This window comes from Kitasatospora sp. NPDC029312 (assembly GCF_055569215.1).
On sequence record NZ_JBVHXY010000031.1, the window covers coordinates 14008 to 32119 of the forward strand.

Sequence of the window (18112 nt, forward strand, 5' to 3'; positions counted from 1 at the left end):
ACTAGGTTGCCCGCTATGGACGGAAACCAGGGTAGCGACACGTCTTCCGCGGGCCTGCCGGACTCCGGCGAACGGACGCGGGCGCGGGCGCGGACGGGCGCGAGCGGACCGCCGCCCGGGGTGCGTGCCGCGCGGGCCCTCGACCGGCGCCTTCCGCTCATGGAGGCCGGCAAGGAACTGCTGCGCAAGGTGTTCCCGGACCACTGGTCGTTCCTGCTCGGCGAGCTGGCGCTGTACAGCTTCGTCGTCCTGCTGCTGACCGGGGTCTTCCTCACCTTCTTCTTCAACCCGAGCATGAGCGAGATCGACTACCACGGCTCCTACCTGCCGCTGCGCGGCGTCCGGATGTCCGAGGCGTACGCCTCGACCCTGCGGATCAGCTTCGAGGTGCGCGGCGGCCTGCTGGTCCGTCAGATCCACCACTGGTCCGCGCTGCTGTTCACCGCGTCGATCTGTGTGCACCTGCTGCGGGTGTTCTTCACCGGCGCCTTCCGTCGCCCGCGCGAGTTGAACTGGGTGATCGGGGTGACGATGTTCACCCTGGCGCTGCTGGAGGGGTTCTCCGGCTACTCGCTGCCGGACGACACCCTGTCGGGCACCGGGCTCAGGATCGCCGAGGGCGTCCTGCTCTCGGTGCCCGTCGTCGGCACCTACCTCAGCTTCTTCGCCTTCGGCGGCGAGTACCCCGGGCACGAGATCGTCCCACGGCTCTTCACCCTGCACATCCTGCTGGTGCCCGGCGTGCTGCTGGCCCTGATCGGGGCGCATCTGACGCTGGTGGTGGTGCTGAAGCACACCCAGTGGGCGAAGCCCGGCCGGACCAACCGGAACGTGGTGGGGCAGCCCTTCTTCCCGCAGTTCCTCGCCCGCACCACCGGCCTCGCGTTCACGATCGCCGGTGTCCTGGCGCTGTCCGCCGTGCTCGCGGAGATCAACCCGATCTGGCGGTACAGCTCCTACCGGCCCGACGTCGTCGGGGCCGGCGCCCAGCCGGACTGGTACATCGGCTTCATCGAGGGGGCACTGCGGCTGATGCCGGCCGCGGAGACCGGGGTGGTGGGGCACACGGTGTCGTGGAACGCGTTCCTCCCCGCCCTGGTGGTGCCCGGTCTGCTGTTCGGGGCGCTGTTCGGCTACCCGTTCCTGGAGCGGTGGCTCACGCCTGACGGCGGGGAGCACCACCTGTGCGACCGGCCGCGCAACACGCAGACCCGCACCGGGCTTGGGGTGGCCGGGATCGTCTTCTACGCGGTGCTGCTGATCGCCGGCGGCAACGACGTGATCGCGTACGCCTTCGGCGTCTCGGTGAACGCGCTGACCTGGGTGCTGCGGGTGTCGGTGTTCGTGCTGCCGCCGCTGTCCTTCATGGTCACCCGGCGGCTCTGCCTGGCCCTGCAGGCCCGGGACCGGGCCCGGCTGCTGGGGGGGGACGAGACCGGCCGGATCGGGCAGTCGACCTACGGCGGCTTCGTCGGGGGCCACCGGCCGGTGTCGGCGGCCGAGCGCTACGCGATGCTGGTGCGCGAGGAACCGCTGTCGCAGTCGCCGCCGGTGGACGCGCCGCGGACGGAGCGGGTGCGGGCCGCGCTCGGCTCCTGGTACTACGGGGACGGGGTCGCCGTGACCACGCTGGAGCAGGAGGAGCGCCGGGTGGAGGCCGTCCTGACCGCACCGGAGCACCCCCGGCCCGAGGAGCCGGCCGGTCCGCCCCGGGGCGGGCCGCTGGGCCGGCTGCTCCGCCGGATCAGTCCCCGCCGCCGTGGTCGCGGTACTGGAAGGTGAACCCGAAGACGGAGACGGCGAGCACCAGGCCCCCGACGACGAGCAGCCACCGGGCGTAGACCAGGCCGAGCGCGAAGACCGTGACCCCCACCGCCGCGAGCACGGGGTAGCCGCTGCGGGGCGGGAAGAAGCCCAGCGGGCCGGTGGCCTCGGCGACCTCGGCGTCCTTGCGGTCCTGCGGCCGGCCGCCGCCGTGCCGCTGGTGCTGGACGAACCAGAACAGCGCGACCAGTCCCGACATCAGGAACGCCACCGTCAGGATCGCCTTGCCGGCCGGTTCCCGGGCCCAGAGCCCGTAGATCAGCCCGGTCACCGCGAAGAACACGGTCATGATGGTGAACAGCCAGCCCTCGTTCCTCATCGCCCGCCCTCCTGTCCGCCCTGTCCGCGCCGTCCGCCCTGGCTGCCTTGGCCGCCGTACGGTAGGTCGGTTCCGCCGCCCGGCCGCTGCTCCGTGCCCACCTCCGGGTGGTGCAGGTCGAACGCCGGCGACTCCGAGCGGATCCGGGGCAGCGCGTGGAAGTTGTGCTCCGGCGGCGGGCTCGACGTCGCCCATTCGAGTGAGCGGCCCCAGCCCCAGGGGTCGTCCTGGCCGACCGGGACGCCGTGCCGGGTGGTGGTCCAGACGTTGTAGAAGAACGGCAGATTGGAAACCCCGAGCAGGAACGAGCCGATCGTGGCGAGCACGTTGAGGGAGGTGAAGCCGTCCACGTCCAGGTAGGTCGCGTAGCGGCGCGGCATCCCCTGGGCGCCGAGCCAGTGCATCACCAGGAAGGTGGCCTGGAACCCGACGAAGAGGATCCAGAAGTGCACTTTGCCGAGCCGCTCATTGAGCATCTTCCCGGTCAGCTTCGGCCACCAGAAGTAGAAACCCGCGAAGGTCGCGAACACGACCGTCCCGAACAGGACGTAGTGGAGGTGGGCCACCACGAAGTAGCTGTCGGTGACGTGGAAGTCCACCGGCGGAGCGGCCAGCAGGATGCCGCTCAGCCCGCCGAACAGGAAGGTCACCATGAACCCGATCGACCAGAGCATCGGGGTCTCGAAGGACAGGGAGCCGTTCCACATCGTCCCGACCCAGTTGAAGAACTTCACCCCCGTGGGCACCGCGATCAGGAAGGACATCATCGAGAAGAACGGCAGCAGCACCTGTCCGGTGGCGAACATGTGGTGGGCCCACACCGACATCGACAGGGCGGTGATGGCGATGGTCGCGCCGATCATCCCGTAGTAGCCGAACACCGGTTTGCGGCTGAAGACGGGGATGACCTCGGTGACGATGCCGAAGAACGGGATCGCGACGATGTACACCTCGGGGTGGCCGAAGAACCAGAACAGGTGCTGCCACAGCAGCGCCCCGCCGTTCGCCGGGTCGAAGACGTGCGCGCCCAACTTGCGGTCCGCCTCCAGCATCAGCAGGGCGGCGGTGAGCACCGGGAAGGCCAGCAGCACCATGATCGAGGTGAACAGGACGTTCCAGCTGAAGATCGGCATCCGGAACAGGGTCATCCCCGGGGCCCGCAGGCAGGTGATGGTGGTGATGAAGTTGACCGAGCCCAGGATCGTCCCGAGACCGGCCACCACCAGGCCGAACGCCCACAGGTCCGGGCCCGTCCCCGGCGCGTGGGCCGGGCCGTTCAGCGGGGCGTAGGCGAACCAGCCGAAGGCCGGGGCCCCGTAGGTGGTGAGGAAGCTGCTGAGCACCATCAGCCCGCCCAGCAGGAAGGCCCAGTAGGTGAAGGCGTTCAGCCGGGGGAAGGCCACGTCGGGCGCGCCGATCTGCAGCGGCATGATCGCGTTGGCGAAGCCGGCGAAGGTCGGGGTGGCGAACAGCAGCAGCATGATCGTGCCGTGCATGGTGAACAGCTGGTTGTACTGCAGGTTCGACAGAAACCCGGTGTCGGGGCCCAGCAGTTGCGTCCGCATCAGCAGCGCCATGGCGCCGCCCGCCAGGAAGAACCCGAAGGCGGTCGCCAGGTAGAGGTTCCCGATCACCTTGTGGTCGGTGGTGAACAGCCACCGCAGCAGCGTGCTGCCACGCCGGACCCGGACCTGGGCGCGCGACGGCGCGGTGTCGGACGCAGTCATGAAACCTCCGCGACGGAGCCGATGACGCGCCCCGCGCCGGCGCCCCGGGTCGTCGTCCTCCACGGAGTACACGGCTTCGCGCGCCGGGAGCGACCCTAGCGTCGGCGCCCCGGCGCGCCGGGGCGCCACGCTGCGGCACCACCGCCGCCGTCGCCCCGGGTCCCCCGTCCGAGTGCGGATCCTCCCCGCCGGGGCCCACCCTGGTGAGGAACGCGCGTCACCGCACCCGGCCGCCCGACCCAGCAGCGGGCCCGACCGAGAGGAAGCCGTCATGGCCGCACGGATCGCCTACCGGCGCATCTACGAGGAGACCTCGCCCGAGGACGGGCGGCGAGTCCTGGTGGACCGCGTCTGGCCGCGCGGGATGAAGAAGGAGGACGCCCACCTGGACGAGTGGCTGCGCGACGTCGCCCCGTCGACCGGGCTGCGCCGCTGGTACGGCCACGACCCGGACCGGTTCGCCGAGTTCCGCCGCCGCTACCTCGCGGAGCTGACCGACGCCGAACACCGCGAGGCCGCCGGCCACCTGCGCGACCTCGCCGCCCACGACCGGCTCACCCTGCTGACCGCCACCAAGGACCCGGACCACAGCCAGGCGGCCGTGCTCGCCGAGTGGCTGGCGAAGAAGGGGACACGGTGACCGGCGCCGGGCCGCCCGGGACATCGCGCCGTTCGACCCGCTGCCGGAAGCGCTGACGCCGGAGCAGGAGGCAGACTCTCCTCGCCGTCTGGAAGCGGCGCTGATCCGGTCGGCCGCCCGGATCGCCACCCGGCAGCGGAGCTCGGGGCGGTCGGTCAGCCGCGGGCGGTGAAGCGGCGGCGCCCGACGACCACCGCCACCGTCAGCGGGACGGTCGCGACGGCGGCCGTGCCGAAGACCGCGTCGAACCGCCCGTGCCCGGCCGCGCCGCCGCCGAGCGCGGCGCCCAGGGCGCTGCCGACGAACAGCGCCGCGACGTAGCAGGAGACCGCCGTCCCGCGCGCCTCGGGCACCGTCGAGGTGGCCCACGCCTGGAGCGTCGAGTGCAGGAACGCCCAGCCGGCGCCCAGCAGCAGGGCCACCAGGGCGTACGTCCCCACACCCGGTGCGACGGCCGCCGCCGTGTATCCGACGACCGTGACCGCGCCCCCGATCGCGGCCAGCCCGTGCGCCGGGATCCGGCGTGTCAGCGGCTTGACGGCGCGGGTGAACACCAGCGTCCCCGCCCCGTACAGGGCGGTGAGGGCGCCCGCCGCGGCATCGCTGACGCCGCGGTGCTGCAGGGCGGGAGCCACGAAGGTCAGGCCGCCGAGCAGCACCGCTCCCTCGATCACGCCGAGCGCGGTGACGACGTAAGCGAAGCGGCTGCGCAGGACGGCGCCGAGTTGCCCGGCCAGGCTGCCGGCCGGGGCGCGCTGCGGCTCGACGGCGCGCCGCAGCGCGACCGCCGCAGCGGCGGCCACGACCGCCGGTACGACGAACACCAGGCGCCAGCTCAGCCAGTCGGCGACCGCACCGGCGAACAGCGCGGCCAGCCCGCTGCCGAGGCCGAGCACCGCCATCAGGTCCGCGAGCGCGCCCTGCCGGCGCTCGGGCGCGACCGCGTCGCCGACGAAGCTCAGCGAGGACGGGACGACGGCGCCGAAGGCGAAGCCGGCCACGACGCGCAGCGCGGTGAGTACCGCGAGGTTCGGTGCGGCGGCCGAGGCGAGGCCGGCGAGCGCGGCGAGGACCAGGGCCGCCCGGATCACGCGCAGCCGTCCGATCCGGTCGGACAGCACACCCCAGAAGGGCTGTGACAGGCCGTAAGCGAGTGCGTAGCCGCCGGCCACCGCCACCGCGGCGGTCAGCGGGACGTGCAGGGCGGCCGCCACGATGACCAGCACCGGGCCGATGGCGAAGCGGTCGAGGTTCGCCGTGAACGCGGCGGCGGTGAGCGGCCGCGGCACCCGGACGTCCGGGCGGGCGGCGGCCGGATCCAGCGAGGGGGTGGTCGTCGTCATGTGTCCCATCGTCGGTGCGCCGCAGGGCCTCCCCGGCCGTCAGGCGTGGACGGATCATCCTGGGAGCGGGAGTAACAGGCTCGGCCGTGACGGTCCTCGGCCCGGCCGCCGCCGCCCCTCGGCGGGGACATACCCTGGGGGCCACCATGAACGATCGTGAAGCACAGCGCCGGGCGGCACTCGGCGCCTTCCTTCGCTCGCGGCGGCACCGCCTGACCCCGGGCGACGTCGGCCTGACCGGCGGCCCCCGGCGCAGGACGCCGGGGCTGCGCCGCGAGGAGGTCGCGCTGCTGTCGGGGGTGAGCGTGTCCTGGTACTCCTGGCTGGAACAGGGACGCCCGATCGCCGCTTCGGCCCAGGTCCTCGACGCCCTGGCCACCACCTTGCGGCTGACCGCCGCCGAACGGCGCCACGTCTTCGACCTGGCCGGCGAGAGCGACTCGGCGCCGGACCACCCGGCGGCCGAGGGCTGCCCCGCCGTCGGCGACCACCTGCGCGCCACCGTCGCGGCGCTGTCCCCGACCCCGGCCTGTCTGCTGGACCGGCACTGGGACATCCTCGCCCACAACGCCTCCGAGGCGGCCATCTACGGCGGGCTGGACGGAATCCCGGTCGAGCGGCGCAACATGATCTGGCTCTACTTCGGCTGGCAGCCGATGCGCACCGTGTTGAAGAACTGGGAGGCGGAGTCCTGGGCGGTGCTGGCGCAGTTCCGCGCCTCCGCGGACCGGCACCCGGGCGACCCGCGCTTCGCCGAGATCGTCGCGGACGTCTCGGCCGCCGACCCGGGATTCCCCGCGCGCTGGGAACGCCATGACGTGGCGGGCTTCACTCCGGCGCTGAAGCGTTTCAGCCACCCGCGGCTCGGCTACCTGACGTTCCGCCAGGCCAAGTTGATCGCCGCCGAGGATCCGGACCTGCACCTGGTGGCACGCCACCCGGCCGACCCGGCCACCCGCCGGGCCGTCGAGCGGGCCGCCGCGGACGCCGAGCCGGGGCGGGTGGGACGGGCACCGGTCGGGCCGGCCGGCTGACCGGCGGCCGTCGAGCGGTCGGGCCTCGGGAACCGAGTCCGCACCGTTACGGGCGGTAGCCGCGGGCCAGGTATGGGTCGGGCCGGAACGGGCACACGCGGACCCGAACCATCCACTCCGCCCGGGAGGCCGTACCGGTGGTGACGGCCCTCCCCCGACTCCGGAGCCTGCCATGACCGACCGGGAAACCTCGACCGGCGACGACCTCGAGACCGCGGTGCGCCGGGAGCGACGCGCCTACGAACCGGACGGCGAGCAGCCGATCGCCGGCTACCTCGCCGCCATGGCGGTGTACCTCGGCAGCACCGGGGCGCTCGCCGCCCTGGCCCGGCGTACGGGGCGGCCGCTGCCGCAGCCCGGCCCCTGGGACGTGCTGCTGACCGCGGGCGCCGTGCACCGGCTGTCCCGGCTGCTCACCAAGGATCCGGTGACCAGCCCGTTCAGGCTGCCGTTCGCCCGGTTCCGCGGCCAGGCCGGTCCGTCCGAGCTCAACGAGGAGGTGCGCGGCACCGGTGCGCGCCGCGCCGTCGGCGAGCTGATCACCTGTCCGTTCTGCACCGGCCTGTGGATCGCCACCGGCCTGACCGGAGCGTCGGTGCTGGCTCCCGGGGCGACCCGGCTCGTCTGCTCCGGGCTGACCGCGCTCACGGTCGCCGATCTGCTGCACTTCGTCCGGGTCGGTCTCCAGAAGGCCGTGGAGTAGGCCCTGCCTGGTCACGCCGTCCGCCCGTCGGCGGCCCGCCGACGGGCGTCAGCGGAGCAGCCGTCATCGGAGCAGCACGGCCAGCAACTCCGTGAGGGTCGGGCCGGCGTCGGCCGGGTGGCGCAGCTGTTTGCCCGGGAGCACCTGGTAGCGGTTGGCACGGCCCCGGCGCTCATGGGTGAGGTAGCCGTCCCGCTCCAGGTCGGCGATGATCCGTTGCACCGCCCGGTCGGTGAGCAGGCAGTGGGCGGCGATGTCGCGCACCCGGATGCCGGGGTCGCGGGTGATCTGCACCAGGACGCGGGCGTGGTTGGTGAGGAAGGTCCACCCCACGCCCGTCGGCCGACCGGTCGTGGTCTCGGGGGGCGGTCCGGTGCCCGTCGCCGTGGCGGCGCGGGGGCGGGGGGTGGAGGGCCCTGGCACGAGGCGTGGTCCGGGCACGTCAGAGGCTGCTGAGCAGTTGCGGGGCGAGGACCTTCACCATGGTGTTGGTCCAGCGCATCTGACGGAGCGTCTGCGGGTGGCAGTCCGCGGCGATGGCGAGCAGCGGGGTGTCCCGGGTGGCCTGCGCGCCCTGCGCGAGCATCTCCCAGTACAGCGAGTTCCCGGCGGCGCCGAGATGGAGCTCCCGCAGGTCGTGCAGCAGGAGCAGGCCGGGTTCGGGGCGGCGGCCGAGCGCCGCGGCGGCCTTCTCCCGGAGCTGGCCGATCGGGCCGGGGGTGGGGTCGTCGTCGGGCCCTGGAAGGTCGAGGTCGTGGGCCCGGGCGGCCTCGGCGATCCGGCGGCTGTGCTCGCGCGACCAGCGGGCGAGGTCGGTGGTGACGTGGTGGACCTCGTGTTCGGCGCTGTGGCGCTCCGCCGCGGCGAGCAGGTCCCGCTCCAGGCGGCGCTCGCCGTCGTGGAGCGCGCGCAGGGTGAGGGTGATGGCGCTCATGTCCGGTTCTCCCCGGGGTCGGTGTGCTGGGTGGCGAGCGCCGTCGGATCGCCGGTGGTGGGGGTCGTCAGGGTCGGGTCGGCGGGGGCGGAGGCGGTGGTGGTGGGCGCGGGAGCGGGGGTGCCGCCGCCGCGTTCGATCAGGGTGATCCGGGCGGCGGCGGTCTTGAACAGCGGCTGCTTGGACACCGGGTCCCAGTCGGTGACGGTGGTCTCGTTGGCGGCCCGGCCCGCCTCCGGCCCGGCCGGGCGGTCGCCGCCCGGTGTGTCCCAGTAACCGTAGTGGAAGGGCAGGAACACCATGCCGTCGCGGATGCCGGTGATCCGCAGTCGCCCGCGCACCGACCCGCGCGGGCTGGTGACCTCGACGAGGTCGCCCTCGCCGAGGTGGCGGGCCAGTGCCTCGACCGCGGAGAGCTCCACCCAAACCTCGGGGGCGGCGGCGTCCAGTTGCGGGGCACGGCCGGTCTTGGTGCGGGTGTGGAAGTGGTACAGGGTACGGCCGGTGGTCAGCTGCAGCGGGTACTCGGCGCTGGTGTCCTCGTGCGGCGGCAGGTACTCGGCGGCCTTCAGCACCGCCTTGCCGTGCGGGTTGAGGGCCCGGTACTCGGTCTCCGAGACGGCGGCGCCGGTGACCAGGTCCTTGCCGTACGTCTCGCAGGTGTCGGGGGCGGCCCAGCTGATGCCTTCGGTGTAGAGCCGTTCGGTGCCCTCGGGTGCCTCGTCGGTGCAGGGCCACTGGATGCCGCCGGCGCCGCGGAGCTTCCGGTAGCTCAGGCCGCTGTAGTCGCAGGGCCGCCCGCGGCTGCACGCCTTCCAGGCCTCGAACGCCGATTCCGGGTCGTGCCAGTGGACGAGGGGGCCGTCGTCGCGGTCCCGGAAGTCCATCCGGCGGGCGTAGTCGAGCAGGATGTCCAGGTCCGGGCGGGCCTCGCCGGGCGGTTCGACGGCCTTCTCGGAGAGGTGGACGGTGCGGTCGGCGTTGGTGAAGGTGCCGGTCTTCTCCGCCCAGGTGGCGGCCGGCAGGACGACGTCCGCGAGCCGGGCGGTCTCGGTGAGGAAGAGGTCCTGGACGACGGTGAACAGCCGCTCCTGGCCGAGGATGCCGCGGATGCGGTGGAGTTCCGGCAGGGAGACGGCCGGGTTGGTGCCCGAGATCCAGAGCATCCGGATGGAGCCCTGCTCGGCGTAGCGGAAGATCTGCATCGCCGGGGTGGGCGGCGTGTAGTGCGGGATCCGTTCGGGTTCGACGTTCCAGACCTCGGCGAGGTCGGCGACGTGCCGGTCGTTCTCCCAGTTGCGGAAGCCGGGGAGGTCTCCGTTGGCACCGCATTCGCGGGTGTTCTGGGCGGTGGGCTGGCCGTTCATCTGGAGCACCCCGCAGCCGGGGCGCCCGAGCATGCCGCGGATCAGCTGGAGGTTGTTGACCTGGCAGGCGGCGGCGGTGGCCTGGTGGGACTGGTAGACGCCCTGGAGCACGGTGGAGAGCAACTTCTCCGCGCCGCCGAGGAGTTCGGCGGCGCGGCCGATGTCCCGGGCGGGGACGTCGCAGATCGACTCGGCCCAGCCCGGGGTGCAGCGGGCGACGCGTTCGGCGAGTTCGTCGAAGCCGACGGTGTGCCGTTCGATGAAGTCGCGGTCGATCCGGTCGGTGCGGATGAGCTCGTGCAGCAGGGCGTTGAGCAGGGCGACGTTCGTCCCGGCGCGCGGGGCGAGGTGGACGTCGGCCCGGCGGGCGACCGGGGTGGGGCGCGGGTCGACGCAGACCAGGCGGGGCGGCTCGGGGCCGGCCAGCCGGTCGAGGACGCGCATCCACAGCACGGGCTGGGTCTCGGCCATGTTGTGGCCGAACAGGGCCAGGGTGTCGCAGTGGTCCACGTCGGTGTAGGAGGCGGGCTGGCCGTCGCAGCCGAAGGTCTCCTTCAGCGCTTCGGCGGCGGTGGAGGTGCACAGCCGGGTGTTGCCGTCCAGGTGGTTTGTGCCGATGCCGGCGCGGGCCAGCACCGCCAGGGTGTAGTACTCCTCCAGGAACAGCTGGCCGGTGGTGTAGAAGCCGATCGAGCCCGGTCCGCGGTCGCGCAGCAGCTGCTTCGACCGGGCGACCACGACGCTCATCGCGGTGTCCCAGTCCGTCTCCACCAGCCGCCCGTGCTCGCGGACCAGCGGGCGGGTCAGGCGGTCGGCGGCGTGGTTGGCCTGCCAGCCGAACAGGTCCTTGGGCCCGAGCCGGCCTCGGTTCACCCGGTCGCCGGCCCGTCCGCGCACTCCGGCGATCCGGCCGTCCAGGACGGCGACGTCCATGGCGTCGCCGTTGGAGTGCAGCAGTGATGCCGTGCGCACCCACCGCTCCACCCGGTCGGCGGTGACGCCGGGCTGCAGGAAGGTGTCGACCCGTGCCGGCCAGGAGTCGCCGGGGCCGTAGGGGGTGCGGTCGCCCCACGGGTCCGCGATCCGGTCCACTCGCTCCCGCATCTCCCACCTCCGAGATTCAGTGGGCGGGCCCGGCTCCCGGGCCCGCCCCCGTGGTTCAGGACCTGCCGCGGCCGGTGACGAAGTCCCGGGCCCGGTCCACGAGTCCAGCGCCGGGCGCGAGCAGCTTGTTGGCCGGCGGGGTGTCCGGGGCGGAGGGGTGGGGCCGGGTCGGGGCGAGCTTCTTCGCCGTCCGGATCTTGTCACCGAGGTCGGCCAGCGCCTGGGGGGAGCAGACCTCGGCGAGCGCGGGGAAGAGGTTCCGCTCCTCGTCGGCGATGTGCTCCCTGACCTCGGACACCACCTTGTCGACGAGGGGGTCGAAGCGGCTGTCGGTGACCTCCATGCCCTCCAGCTCCTTCAGCAGCCGCTCGACCGTCGCGTGGTCGGAGATCTCCTTGTCCGCGATCGGCCCACCTCCGGGCACATGTTCGCGCACCGCGGGGTAGAGGTACTCCTCCTCGGCCACCGAGTGCCGCACCAGCTCGATCGTGAACTCGTCCACGATCTTGCGGCGCCGTTCGTCGCCGGCCGGCAGCGCCTGGACCTTGTCGAACAGCTCCTCCACCTCGCGGTGATCGGTCGTCAGCTCCGCGATGACGTTTCCGCCGTGTCCCATGCTCCTCGTCCCTTTCCTTCCCCGCCGTCGGTTCATCGGCGGGCTGCCGCTCGGCTGCCCCCGCGCGCCGTGGTGAAACCCGGGTTCACACGAGCGGCGGCGCACCGGGCGTCACGCGGGGCCCGGGAGCTCGCGGACCGGGTCAGCCGGGCCCGGGTCAGCCGGGCCCGGGTCAGCCGGGCCCCGGATCAGGCGAGCCCGGGATCGGGGGCCGGGCGAGAGGCCGGGCGAGCGGGCCGGGTCAGCCCTCCAGCGCGTCGGCGATGCGGTGCAGTACGCCGCCGGAGGTCGGGTGGCGCGGCGCGGTCTCGCGTACGGCCTGCATCCGCTCGCCCATCTCCCGCAGTTCCTTGCGGCCGAGCACGGCCCGCACCCGGGGGAACCAGTCGGCCTCCTCCTGCGCGATGTGCCGTTCCACGGTGTCGATCAGGACGGCCGCCTTGGCGTCGTAGCCGTCGTCCCCGGGGGACATCCGGCTCAGCTCCTCGCAGAGCAGGTCGGCGACGTGGTGCTCCTGTTCGGCGCGGTCCATGTCCCGCGCGAGGTCGGGCACCTCCCGGCGGATCCTGGGGTAGACCAGCTCGTCCTCCAGGTAGGTGTGGACGGTCAGCGACTCGATGATCTGCTGGACGGTCCGGTGCCGGGCCCCGTCGTCGCCGTCGCCGCCGCCGGCGCCCTCGGCCAGGCTCCGGTACTCGCGGAACAGGCGGCGGACTTCCTTGTGGTCCTCCCGCAGCAGGACGATGGCATCGTTCGACATGGCTCGTCTCCTCATCGACGGCCCCCGCCGGTCCGGCGTGTCCCCGGGCGCATCCGGGCCAAACCCGGGCCAAATCCGAGCCGGACCCAGCGCGTGGCCGGTGCGATTGCCGCCACCGATTCCGGGCAGCCGCGCGGGTACGTCCCGGCTTCGGAACGACCGCTGGGACGGCCAATGTCCACGAGGCTGGGCGAGCGATGCACGAGCCAACCGGCCCAGACACCGGCGCCGACCGGATGGGCCTGATCGACGACCTCTCCCTGCTGACCTGGCTCGCGACCGGGGACCTCGACGTCTACCTGCGGTACTCCGAGGGTCCCGTCGCGGACGGCGCCGGCAGCAGGGACTACGAGGCGGACGTCCCGCTGCCGGGTCTGTCCGTGACGCCGCTGCGGCCGGAGCCCTGGTGGCCGCGTCCGGCCGCCGACTGGGTCGCCCGCCGGGTGATGAAGTACGCGGACCTGGCGGAGAGTTGCCCGCAACGCCGGCCCTGGGTGCTGACCGGCCGGGTGGTCGGCTGCGGGCCGGACCACGAGCCGCTGATCGCCGACCCGCAGCCGCTCGCCTGGGTGGGCCGCCGGGCGCTCGACCAGGCGGTGCGCCGCTACCGGGAGCGCTTCTCCCCCGGCCGGGACTCCACCGGCCGGGACTCCGCCGACTGAGACCGCTGAGACGGCTGGGACCGACCGAGACGGCCGAGACCGGCGGCGTCCACCCGAAGCGGCCGTTTGACTTCCCGGGCGATGGCAACCCGCAGGGGCATGACGTACCGAGGAGAAACCGCCACGACCGTTCTGCAGCCCCGTCCCGTCACGGAGCACACCGACGGGCTCGAGCCCTGGCTGTTCGTCCGCCCGGGCGCCCGCCCTGTGGACGGCCCGGCGGGCGCCGTGCTGTTCGGACGCGACGGCACGCTCCTCCAGAACGTCGCCTTCAACGGCGATCCGGCGATGGTCCACCCGATGGCCGGCGTCCGGGCCGCGTTGACGGCGCTGCGCGGAGCCGGTTTCGCCGTCGGCGTGCTGAGCAACCAGCCGGGCGTGTCCCGCGGACTGCTCGGACGCGCGGAGGTGATGGCCGTCCAGGCCCGGGCCGAGGCGCTGCTGGGGCCGATCGACGTGTGGGCGGTGTGTCCGCACGCGGCGCACGACGCCTGCGCCTGCCGGATGCCCGCCGCCGCCCTGGTCACGGCCGCCTGCCGGGAGCTGGGCCTGCCGCCCTCGCGGGTCACGGTGATCGGCTGCGAGGACACCGTGCTCGCCGCCGCCCTCGCGACCGGCGCACACGCCATCAGGGTCCCCGAGGCCGGGCGGCCGATGAACGACCCGTCCGCGCCCTGCACGCTGACGGCCTGTCGGTGGGCGGACGGGCCGGAGGCGGCGGCGGACCTGCTCCTGCGGCGCTGACCGGCACCGGACACCCGTCCCCGCCGCGCCCCGCCTCCGGAATGAACACCGACCCGGACCCCCGAGTGGCCACCGGCCACGCCCGGCGCGACCGTCCGGGCGTGGCCGGTGGCCGGGTATGCGGCCGCTCCGGGCGGAGCGGGGCGGACTCACCGGACTCATCGGGACTCACCGGGCTGGTCGGGCGGGCCGAGCCGGACGGCCGCCACCCCGTCCCGCCCCGGCCGCCGACATTCGGGCCGTGCCGCGCGCATGGTCGCCCGGCCGCCGGGTACCCGCCCGGGCTCCGCGACCTTCGTCGAAGGAGACGCCTGATGAGTTCGTTCAGCCCCATTGACGTCCAGAAGGCCCTGCGGGGCGTCAGCTACCCGGCCGACCGCGACGACCTCGCCGAGGCCGCGCGCTCCAACGGAGCCGATGACGCCCTCGTGGACCGCATCTCGGGACTCGACCAGAAGAACTTCGACGGCCCGAACGACGTCAGCAAGGCCCTGTTCAAGGACAGCTGACCCCCGACGTGGCCGGCACCCGGGGCGGTCCGGCCACGTCCCCCAGACCCCCTCTGCCCGTCGGCCCGGCGGGCCCCGCCACCGGGCCGGCGCCGAAGGAACGGCCATGACGAGTCCCGAGTCCCGTACCGGCGGCGTCCGCGCGCCCCGGGCCGTCGTCACCGGAGGGGCCGGCTTCGTCGGTTCCCACCTGTGCACTGCGCTGCTCGGCCGTGGCTACCGTGTGCTCTGCGTGGACGACTTCTGCACCGGATCCCCCGAGAACGTCGCCCATCTGGTCGGCAGCGACGGGTTCGAACTGTGCCGGGCCGACGTGTCCGAGCCCTTCGCCCCGTCCGGTCCGGTCGACCTGGTCTGCCACCTGGCCTCGCCGGCATCCCCGCTGGACTACCTCCGGCTGCCGGTGCACACCTTGGAGACCGGCAGCCTCGGCACCCGCAACGCGCTCGCGCTCGCCCGCCGGCACGACGCCCGCTTCCTGCTGACCTCGACCTCCGAGGTGTACGGGGACCCGCTGCAGCACCCCCAGACGGAACGCTACTGGGGCAACGTCAACCCGGTCGGGCCGCGCAGCGTCTACGACGAGGCGAAGCGGTTCTCCGAGGCCATGACCACCGCCGAAGCCACCGCCAACGGCGTGGACACCGCGATCGTGCGGCTCTTCAACACCTACGGCGCCCGGATGCGCGCCTTCGACGGCCGGGCGGTGCCGACCTTCATCCGCCAGGCGCTGGCCGGGGAACCGCTGACGGTGACCGGCGACGGCCGGCAGACCCGGTCGCTGACCTACGTGGACGACACCGTGGCCGGACTGCTCGCCATGATCGACTCGGACCTGACCGGGCCGGTGAACATCGGCAACGACACCGAGCTCACCATGCGTGAACTCGCCGAGCTGATCATCGAATTGACCGGATCCAAGTCCGAGCTCCGGTTCATCGAACGGCCGGTCGACGACCCGGCCGTGCGCCGTCCGGACATCACCCTCGCCCGCGACAAGCTCCAGTGGTCGCCGCGCACGCCCGTGCGCGAGGGCCTGGCCCGCACCATCGCCTGGTTCCGGCACCACGACTGACCCGGTCCCGACCCAAGAGGAGTCCGACACATGCGCGTCCTCGGCATCAACGCCCTCTTCCACGACCCGGCCGCCGCCCTCGTGGTGGACGGCCGTACGGTGGCCGCCGCGGAGGAGGAACGGTTCTCCCGGCGCAAGCACGGCAAGCGGCCGGTCCCCTTCTCCGCGTGGGAGCTGCCCCAGCAGGCCGCCCGCTGGTGCCTGGCCGAGGCCGGGCTGCAGCCGGGCGACCTCGACCTGGTCGGCTACTCCTACGACCCGTCGCTGGCCCGTCCGGCGCGGGAACTCGGCCTGGACGACCCCTGGGACCACCTGCGCCAGCAGTACGCCCGCCTCGCGCCGACCTTCCTCGCGGACGCCCTGCCCGGCCTGGATCCGTCCGTGGTGCGCTTCGTCCCGCACCACCTGGCCCACGCGGCCTCCGCGGCGCTGGCCGTCGACGGCGCGGGCGACCCGTGCTCGGTGCTGGTGCTCGACGGCCGCGGCGAGTCGGCCTCCCACCTGGCCGCCCGCCGCACCGGGCGGCAGATCGAACCGCTCGCGGCCCAGCGGCTGCCGCACTCGCTCGGCCTGCTGTACGAGGAGCTCACCGCCCACCTCGGCTTCCAGCGCTCCAGCGACGAGTACAAGGTGATGGCGCTCGCCTCGTACGGCTCCCCGCGGATGCTGCCCGACCTGCGCCGGCTGGTCCACTCGACGGGCGACGGCGGCTTCCACGCGGACCGGGTGGTGTGGGAGCGCTTCGCCCCCGCACTGGCCCCCGGGCACAGCTGGACGCGCGACCACGCAGACCTCGCCTGCTCGGCCCAACGGCTGCTGGAGGAGGTCCTGCTGGACCTCGTCCGCTGGCTGCACGGCCGCACCGGCGACCGGCTGCTCACCATGGCCGGCGGCGTGGCGCTGAACTGCGTCGCCAACTCCCGGATCGCCCGGGAGGGCCCGTTCGACCGGGTCTGGGTGCAGCCCGCCGCCGGCGACGCCGGCACCGCCCTCGGCGCCGCCCTCCACCTCGCCGCCACCGGCGGGGAGCAGACCGCCGCGATGCCCGGCGCCGCGCTCGGCCGGGGCTGGTCCGACCAGGAGCTGGAGGACTGGCTGCGGCGGGCGGCCGTCCCGTACGAGCGGCCCCCGGACATCGCGCGCACCGTCGCCGAGACCCTGGCGGCGGACGGCATCGTCGCCTGGTTCCAGGGCCGCTCGGAGTTCGGCCCGCGCGCCCTCGGCCACCGCTCGCTGCTGGCCCACCCGGGCCGGGCGGAGAACCTGGAGCGGCTCAACGAGGTCAAGGGCCGCGAGCAGTTCCGCCCGGTCGCCCCGATGGTGCTGGCCGAGCGCGCCGGGAAGATCTTCGACGGGCCGCTGCCCAGCCCGTACATGCTGTTCGTGCACGAGGTCCGGCCGCAGTGGCGGGACCGCATCCCGGCGGTCGTCCACGTGGACGGCACCGCGCGGATCCAGAGCGTGGACCCGGAGGACGAGCCGCTGGTGGCCCGGATGCTCACCGCCTTCGAGGAGGCCACCGGGCTGCCCGTCGTGGTGAACACCAGCCTCAACACCGCCGGACGGCCCATGGTCGACGACCCCCGCGACGCCCTGGAGTGCTTCGGCTCCGCCCCCGTCGACCTGCTGGCCCTCGGCCCGTTCGCCATCCGCCGCGGCCGGATGTTCACCGCGGGGGGCCGATCGTGAGCGCCCCGTACGCGGTGGTCGTCCCCACCATCGGCCGACCGGAACTGAACGCCTGCCTGGCCGCGCTGGCGGCGAGCCGGGGCCCCGCGCCCCGGCACGTCGTGGTCGTGGACGACCGCCCGCTGTCCGACTGCACGCCGCTGGACCTCACCGTGCCCGCCGCCCTGCGCGACCGGCTGACCGTGCTGCCCGGCTGCGGCAACGGGCCCGCCGCGGCCCGCAACACCGGCTGGCGGGCGGTGCGCGAACCCTGGGTGGTGTTCCTGGACGACGACACCGTGCCCGGCCGGTCCTGGGCCGCCGAGCTGGCCGCCGACCTGGACTCGGCGGGCCCCGGTGTCGCCGCCGTGCAGGGCAGGATCGTCGTCCCGCTGCCCGGCGGGCGGCGCCCCACCGACTGGGAGCGCACGACGGCCGGACTCGCCGACGCCCGCTGGATCACCGCCGACCTCGCCTGCCGCCGGGCCGCGCTGGTGGCCGTCGGCGGCTTCGACGAACGGTTCCGGCGGGCGTTCCGGGAGGACGCCGACCTCGCCCTGCGGCTGATCGGGGCGGACTGGGAGCTCACCCGGGGGCACCGCAGCACCGCGCACCCCGTCCGGGCCGCCGATCCCTGGGTGTCCCTGCGCGCCCAGGCGGGCAACGCCGACGACGCGCTGATGGTCCGCCTCCACGGCCCGGACTGGTGGGAGCGCGCGGGCGCCGGACGGGGCCGGCTGCGCCGGCACGCCGTCGTCACCACCGCGGGCCTGGCCGCGGCCGTGCTGCCGCTGTTCGGGGCGCGCCGGGCCGCCGGGGCGGCGGCCTGCGCCTGGCTGCTGGGCACCGCCGAGTTCGCCCTCGCCCGGATCCTGCCCGGCCCGCGGACGGCCGCCGAGATCCGGGCGATGCTCCAGACCAGCGCGCTGATCCCGCCGGCCGCCGTCCGGCACCGGCTGCTGGGCACCCTGCGTCACCGGAACGCGCCGCCCTGGTCGGCCGCGACCGCCCCGCGCCGGCCCGCCGCCGCCCCGGCCGCCGAAGTCCAGGGCTGACCGCTGAGCGCCCGCCGGCCCGTACCCG

18 protein-coding genes are annotated in these 18112 nt (G+C 74.1%); 10 read left to right on the plus strand and 8 right to left on the minus strand.

The window, feature by feature from the left end:
* Window positions 1-15 precede the first annotated feature (15 nt).
* Window positions 16-1782, plus strand: a complete 1767-nt coding sequence (gene qcrB / locus ACZ4WV_RS23965) for a cytochrome bc1 complex cytochrome b subunit (protein WP_465749936.1) — start codon at window positions 16-18, stop codon at window positions 1780-1782.
* On the opposite strand, the gene ctaF is transcribed toward qcrB, so the two are convergent.
* Entirely contained in the window at window positions 1745-2143 is a 399-nt protein-coding gene (gene ctaF, locus ACZ4WV_RS23970; RefSeq protein ID WP_465749938.1) for an aa3-type cytochrome oxidase subunit IV, read from the minus strand. The two genes, qcrB and ctaF, sit on opposite strands and share 38 nt — an antisense overlap.
* Window positions 2140-3870 carry an aa3-type cytochrome oxidase subunit I gene (ctaD, locus tag ACZ4WV_RS23975; protein WP_465749940.1) on the minus strand — a complete coding sequence of 577 codons (1731 nt, stop codon included), beginning with the start codon at window positions 3868-3870 and terminating at the stop codon, window positions 2140-2142. Before ctaD ends, ctaF begins: the two co-directional genes overlap by 4 nt.
* 271 nt (window positions 3871-4141) lie before the next feature.
* Here ctaD and ACZ4WV_RS23980 point away from each other — a divergent pair, with 271 nt between their 5' ends.
* Entirely contained in the window at window positions 4142-4510 is a 369-nt protein-coding gene (locus tag ACZ4WV_RS23980; RefSeq protein ID WP_465749942.1) for a DUF488 domain-containing protein, read from the plus strand.
* 155 nt (window positions 4511-4665) lie between these two features.
* Here the strand turns inward: ACZ4WV_RS23980 and ACZ4WV_RS23985 are convergent, their stop codons facing one another.
* Window positions 4666-5853, minus strand: a complete 1188-nt coding sequence (locus ACZ4WV_RS23985; protein WP_465749944.1) for an MFS transporter — start codon at window positions 5851-5853, stop codon at window positions 4666-4668.
* A gap of 146 nt (window positions 5854-5999) precedes the next feature.
* Between ACZ4WV_RS23985 and ACZ4WV_RS23990 the strand changes: the two genes are divergently transcribed.
* Together ACZ4WV_RS23990 and ACZ4WV_RS23995 are read left to right on the plus strand one after the other, a co-directional pair.
* Entirely contained in the window at window positions 6000-6887 is an 888-nt protein-coding gene (locus tag ACZ4WV_RS23990) for a helix-turn-helix transcriptional regulator (RefSeq protein ID WP_465749946.1), read from the plus strand.
* Window positions 6888-7059: 172 nt separating this feature from the next.
* Complete coding sequence (locus tag ACZ4WV_RS23995) at window positions 7060-7590, plus strand: DUF1360 domain-containing protein (protein WP_465749947.1); 531 nt, start codon at window positions 7060-7062, stop codon at window positions 7588-7590.
* Window positions 7591-7653: 63 nt separating this feature from the next.
* On the opposite strand, the gene ACZ4WV_RS24000 is transcribed toward ACZ4WV_RS23995, so the two are convergent.
* The 5 genes from ACZ4WV_RS24000 to ACZ4WV_RS24020 all read right to left on the minus strand — a co-directional run bounded on the left by ACZ4WV_RS24000 (window position 7654) and on the right by ACZ4WV_RS24020 (window position 12371).
* The gene (locus tag ACZ4WV_RS24000; RefSeq protein WP_465749949.1) at window positions 7654-7923 is read right to left on the minus strand and encodes a helix-turn-helix transcriptional regulator; all 270 of its coding nucleotides are present in this window, start codon (window positions 7921-7923) and stop codon (window positions 7654-7656) included.
* Window positions 7924-8032: 109 nt separating this feature from the next.
* Complete coding sequence (locus ACZ4WV_RS24005; protein WP_465749951.1) at window positions 8033-8524, minus strand: hypothetical protein; 492 nt, start codon at window positions 8522-8524, stop codon at window positions 8033-8035.
* On the minus strand, window positions 8521-10995 hold the full coding sequence (locus tag ACZ4WV_RS24010; RefSeq protein WP_465749953.1) for a molybdopterin oxidoreductase family protein: 2475 nt from the start codon (window positions 10993-10995) through the stop codon (window positions 8521-8523). Before ACZ4WV_RS24010 ends, ACZ4WV_RS24005 begins: the two co-directional genes overlap by 4 nt.
* A gap of 55 nt (window positions 10996-11050) precedes the next feature.
* On the minus strand, window positions 11051-11611 hold the full coding sequence (locus ACZ4WV_RS24015; RefSeq protein ID WP_465749955.1) for a hemerythrin domain-containing protein: 561 nt from the start codon (window positions 11609-11611) through the stop codon (window positions 11051-11053).
* Window positions 11612-11852: 241 nt separating this feature from the next.
* Entirely contained in the window at window positions 11853-12371 is a 519-nt protein-coding gene (locus tag ACZ4WV_RS24020; RefSeq protein ID WP_465749957.1) for a hemerythrin domain-containing protein, read from the minus strand.
* 197 nt (window positions 12372-12568) lie between these two features.
* Here ACZ4WV_RS24020 and ACZ4WV_RS24025 point away from each other — a divergent pair, with 197 nt between their 5' ends.
* The 6 genes from ACZ4WV_RS24025 (at window position 12569) to ACZ4WV_RS24050 (ending at window position 18084) form a co-directional block, all read left to right on the plus strand.
* Complete coding sequence (locus ACZ4WV_RS24025) at window positions 12569-13033, plus strand: DUF6098 family protein (RefSeq protein ID WP_465749959.1); 465 nt, start codon at window positions 12569-12571, stop codon at window positions 13031-13033.
* A 99-nt stretch (window positions 13034-13132) separates the two neighbouring features.
* On the plus strand, window positions 13133-13777 hold the full coding sequence (locus tag ACZ4WV_RS24030; RefSeq protein WP_465749961.1) for an HAD-IIIA family hydrolase: 645 nt from the start codon (window positions 13133-13135) through the stop codon (window positions 13775-13777).
* Window positions 13778-14091: 314 nt separating this feature from the next.
* Window positions 14092-14286, plus strand: coding sequence for a DUF2795 domain-containing protein (locus tag ACZ4WV_RS24035; RefSeq protein WP_465749963.1), 195 nt, complete (start codon window positions 14092-14094; stop codon window positions 14284-14286).
* 106 nt (window positions 14287-14392) lie between these two features.
* The gene (locus ACZ4WV_RS24040; protein ID WP_465749965.1) at window positions 14393-15361 is read left to right on the plus strand and encodes a UDP-glucuronic acid decarboxylase family protein; all 969 of its coding nucleotides are present in this window, start codon (window positions 14393-14395) and stop codon (window positions 15359-15361) included.
* Between the two features lie 30 nt (window positions 15362-15391).
* Window positions 15392-17050, plus strand: coding sequence for a carbamoyltransferase family protein (locus ACZ4WV_RS24045; RefSeq protein WP_465749967.1), 1659 nt, complete (start codon window positions 15392-15394; stop codon window positions 17048-17050).
* The gene (locus ACZ4WV_RS24050) at window positions 17044-18084 is read left to right on the plus strand and encodes a glycosyltransferase family 2 protein (protein ID WP_465750098.1); all 1041 of its coding nucleotides are present in this window, start codon (window positions 17044-17046) and stop codon (window positions 18082-18084) included. The genes ACZ4WV_RS24045 and ACZ4WV_RS24050 overlap by 7 nt, the downstream gene beginning before the upstream one ends.
* Window positions 18085-18112 lie beyond the last annotated feature (28 nt).

What these genes read in the sequence shown, in the direction of transcription:
- ACZ4WV_RS23980 (WP_465749942.1), top strand. Translation starts at nt 4,142, where the DNA reads ATGGCCGCACGGATCGCCTACCGGCGCATCTACGAGGAGACCTCGCCC.
- qcrB (WP_465749936.1), top strand. Translation starts at nt 16, where the DNA reads ATGGACGGAAACCAGGGTAGCGACACGTCTTCCGCGGGCCTGCCGGAC.
- ACZ4WV_RS24005 (WP_465749951.1), bottom strand. Translation starts at nt 8,524, where the DNA reads ATGAGCGCCATCACCCTCACCCTGCGCGCGCTCCACGACGGCGAGCGC.
- ctaF (WP_465749938.1), bottom strand. Translation starts at nt 2,143, where the DNA reads ATGAGGAACGAGGGCTGGCTGTTCACCATCATGACCGTGTTCTTCGCG.
- ACZ4WV_RS24015 (WP_465749955.1), bottom strand. Translation starts at nt 11,611, where the DNA reads ATGGGACACGGCGGAAACGTCATCGCGGAGCTGACGACCGATCACCGC.
- ACZ4WV_RS24040 (WP_465749965.1), top strand. Translation starts at nt 14,393, where the DNA reads ATGACGAGTCCCGAGTCCCGTACCGGCGGCGTCCGCGCGCCCCGGGCC.
- ACZ4WV_RS23995 (WP_465749947.1), top strand. Translation starts at nt 7,060, where the DNA reads ATGACCGACCGGGAAACCTCGACCGGCGACGACCTCGAGACCGCGGTG.
- ctaD (WP_465749940.1), bottom strand. Translation starts at nt 3,870, where the DNA reads ATGACTGCGTCCGACACCGCGCCGTCGCGCGCCCAGGTCCGGGTCCGG.
- ACZ4WV_RS24010 (WP_465749953.1), bottom strand. Translation starts at nt 10,995, where the DNA reads ATGCGGGAGCGAGTGGACCGGATCGCGGACCCGTGGGGCGACCGCACC.
- ACZ4WV_RS23985 (WP_465749944.1), bottom strand. Translation starts at nt 5,853, where the DNA reads ATGACGACGACCACCCCCTCGCTGGATCCGGCCGCCGCCCGCCCGGAC.
- ACZ4WV_RS24045 (WP_465749967.1), top strand. Translation starts at nt 15,392, where the DNA reads ATGCGCGTCCTCGGCATCAACGCCCTCTTCCACGACCCGGCCGCCGCC.
- ACZ4WV_RS24030 (WP_465749961.1), top strand. Translation starts at nt 13,133, where the DNA reads ATGACGTACCGAGGAGAAACCGCCACGACCGTTCTGCAGCCCCGTCCC.
- ACZ4WV_RS24025 (WP_465749959.1), top strand. Translation starts at nt 12,569, where the DNA reads ATGCACGAGCCAACCGGCCCAGACACCGGCGCCGACCGGATGGGCCTG.
- ACZ4WV_RS24035 (WP_465749963.1), top strand. Translation starts at nt 14,092, where the DNA reads ATGAGTTCGTTCAGCCCCATTGACGTCCAGAAGGCCCTGCGGGGCGTC.
- ACZ4WV_RS23990 (WP_465749946.1), top strand. Translation starts at nt 6,000, where the DNA reads ATGAACGATCGTGAAGCACAGCGCCGGGCGGCACTCGGCGCCTTCCTT.
- ACZ4WV_RS24020 (WP_465749957.1), bottom strand. Translation starts at nt 12,371, where the DNA reads ATGTCGAACGATGCCATCGTCCTGCTGCGGGAGGACCACAAGGAAGTC.